This is a genomic window from Streptococcus sanguinis, from assembly GCF_020729765.1.
GTDB classification, from domain to species: domain Bacteria; phylum Bacillota; class Bacilli; order Lactobacillales; family Streptococcaceae; genus Streptococcus; species Streptococcus sanguinis_Q.
Window position 1 is genome coordinate 1 of sequence record NZ_JAJEPD010000039.1, and the last position, 2,416, is coordinate 2,416.

Sequence of the window (2,416 nt, forward strand, 5' to 3'; positions counted from 1 at the left end):
GAAATAGGTTATATTATTGAGACGCCTTATTCTTATCCAGACTTAACTGTGAGAGAAAATTTAGAAATCGTTAGTAAATTAAGAGGGGTTAATAAAGATAATATTGACTGGGCAATTGAAAAATTAAAACTAAAGCAATATGAACATAAACAGGAGAAGCATCTTTCTTTAGGAAATGTTGCGCGTTTAGGAATTGCAAAAGCGATTATTCATAAACCTAAAATCCTAATTCTTGATGAGCCAACAAATGGATTAGACCCTTTTGGAGTTATTGAAGTTAGAGAATTATTAAAGGAATTGGCGAATAATCTGGGTACAACTGTTCTTATTTCAAGTCATAAKCTGRAAGAAATATCTAAAATTGCTACTAGGATAGTTATTGTACATGAGGGCAGACTTATAAGAGAAGTTGAAAGCAATGAATTAGAGCAGTACTTAGAAAAGAAGTTACTAGTAAGTGGCTCTAATAATAAGGCCATGAAAGAAGTATTATCTAATCATGGCTATCAAGTAAATATTCAATCAGACACAGAAAATAATATCCATTTCTTGGAATTAAATGATAGAAAATCTGTGGAATATCCGGAAGATGTTGCTACATTGCTGGTTCATGCAGGTTATCCACCCAAATCGCTGGCTGTTGAAAAAGAAGATTTGGAGCATTATTTCTTAAGAATACTGAATGACTATAATGGAGGTGTTTCGAATGAAAAAGCTTAGTTCCTGTATTTTAATTGAATGGAGAAAGTTAATAAAATCAAAACTTTCCATTGTAACTGCTTGTTCTATCTGTTTAGTTCCTTTTATTGTTGGCTTGTTTGCAACTATGATGAAATATCCAGAGAATTTCAAAAATCTTGGTTTGATTTCTGCAAAAATGGAAATGATGAGGATAACAGACTGGTCGTCGTACTTAATGACCGTATCACAAGTCATTTCTGTTGGGGGATTGCTCATTTTTGGATTTACAGCATCTTGGATTTTTGGTAGAGAATATTCTGATAAAACGATGATAGACTTATTAGCACTCCCGATAAGAAGAGATACAATCGTATTATCCAAGTTTATCGTTATCGCTCTATGGAGCTATATTCTATCAATTTTTGCACTTTTATTGGGATTATTAGCTGGTAATTTGATTGGACTTGAGGGTGGGAGCTTAACGGTGATTCTCAAAGGTATACTTACTTTTGGTTATTGCACCACTCTTACGATCGTACTCTCTACTCCAGTGGCCTTTTTTGCTTGTTTAGGCCGGGGATATTTGTCACCATTGGCATTTATCATTTTTACTATTATTTTTTCTCAGCTTGGTTCTGCTCTTAACTTTGGAAAATACATTCCATGGGCGATTCCTGCACTCGCAAGTGGTATTGCAGGAAAAGCACTATTGAATTTTGGGAGCATTGTCAGTTTATTTGGGGTAAGTATTCTAGGTCTTATCGCAACAATAGCTTGGTGGAGATATGCTGATTACGATTAAAATGAAGTGATGAAAATGCTAATAACACGAAACTAAGTCTTATTCATTTCCATTCAAAACAACCCCTCMTCTTCAGATTGAAAAACAAGAGGGGTTATTTTATGACAATCGAAAGTTTTGGGGGAGAGGGGACTATGTGAGTATCGTTGGTCTAAATAAAAAGATAGTTTCTAATATACGTGATTGGAAAAAAATGACCTTGTCTTTGATAAGTTAAGTGTCAAAGCATTCTCAGATGGCAGTTTTAGAACAAGGTAAAATCCCGTTGTTATGGGCATTAATCAAACGAACATAGCATTGATCCGAACGAAGTTCAGCGAAGATCTTTAGACGTCGCTGGAGGGAAATTGCATATAGCCGGTGTACAAGTTACCTGTTTTCACGGGTGGTTATGATTTCTCAAAATGAGCAAAAAAACAGTAAACCTTTGTGATTTACTGTTTCTCAAATCGTTATATTCAATTATACAAACTGGGATTTTTAGATTTTAACCCTTAAGGAAAATAAAATGGGCTATTCTCCTGAAGCATATTCTATAATATTATGGCTTAATACAAAGTGTAGCTATATAGTCATTTCCATAACGTGATAATCTATGTCTTTTGTCACACGATTCATAAAAATCTATCATAGCGAGACCATTTTTGAGTTGTCCTCTAATCTGAGTTTCTAAGGTATGGCTAAATTCATATCCATATTCTGGATTTATGGTTATCTTGCCTTCCTCTTCAAGCTCTTTTGAATTAAAAGGTATTGAAAACTTTAAAAGTAATTCCTCATCAGGTTTGTCCCATACAATGTCAGCATCATACATGTATATCCAGGGGTTCATAAATCCGACCATTAACAGTCCACCCTTTTTCAATACTCGAGAGGCTTCTTTATACATATTTTCTAAACCTTCTATATATACATTTGAGACCGGATTAAAAA

Annotated in this window: 2 protein-coding genes and 1 pseudogene; 2 read left to right on the forward strand and 1 reads right to left on the reverse strand. The window is 34.1% G+C overall.

The window, feature by feature from the left end; translation table 11 throughout:
- Both K4H96_RS05115 and K4H96_RS05120 read left to right on the forward strand, forming a co-directional pair.
- On the forward strand, window positions 1–720 hold a 720-nt coding region (locus tag K4H96_RS05115; protein ID WP_227956398.1), incomplete at its 5' end, for an ATP-binding cassette domain-containing protein.
- Entirely contained in the window at window positions 707–1,483 is a 777-nt protein-coding gene (locus tag K4H96_RS05120; RefSeq protein ID WP_223337239.1) for an ABC transporter permease, read from the forward strand. The genes K4H96_RS05115 and K4H96_RS05120, both read left to right, overlap by 14 nt.
- A 541-nt stretch (window positions 1,484–2,024) precedes the next feature.
- On the opposite strand, the pseudogene K4H96_RS05125 reads toward K4H96_RS05120, so the two are convergent.
- Window positions 2,025–2,416: pseudogene (locus K4H96_RS05125) on the reverse strand (class I SAM-dependent methyltransferase); the annotation flags it as partial.